Source organism: Bradyrhizobium sp. NBAIM08, assembly GCF_020193935.1.
Lineage (GTDB): Bacteria > Pseudomonadota > Alphaproteobacteria > Rhizobiales > Xanthobacteraceae > Bradyrhizobium > Bradyrhizobium yuanmingense.
This window is the reverse complement of the sequence record NZ_JADYVR010001133.1, coordinates 1-394: the sequence shown is the minus strand read 5'-3', so window position 1 is coordinate 394 and position 394 is coordinate 1. Positions and strand designations below refer to the sequence as shown.

Here is a 394-nt window from a genome sequence, read left to right as displayed (position 1 = left end):
GGATTTCAGGCATCGACGATGAGCGCTTGATCGATGAGACGGCGATGCCGTCGAGTCTCCCGCTTTTCACGTGCGGCAACGCCGGCAGCAAGGCGGCAAAGCCGCACAGGACTTCACCGCCGACGATTCCTACGACTTGCAGTCCGCCGCTCTTGTACGGCACATGGTTCATATCGAGCTTTGCGCTCATCTTGAGCAGCTCGCCCGCGAACTGCTGCGGCGTGCCGATCCCGCCCGAAGCATAGTTCAGTTTTCCGGGTCGCGCGGCCGCATATGCGAGGAAATCCTTGAGGTTCTTTAATCTCAATGACGGATGCGTTACCAGTATCATCGGTGTTGTAGCTATCAACGTCACCGGCGCAAACGCCTTGACCGGGTCGTACTGCATTTTGGG

Annotated in this window: 1 protein-coding gene; it reads right to left on the bottom strand. The window is 58.1% G+C overall.

The features are described from left to right. A partial coding sequence (locus I6F37_RS43820) for a tripartite tricarboxylate transporter substrate-binding protein (protein ID WP_249795510.1) occupies positions 1 to 394 on the bottom strand: 394 nt, incomplete at both ends.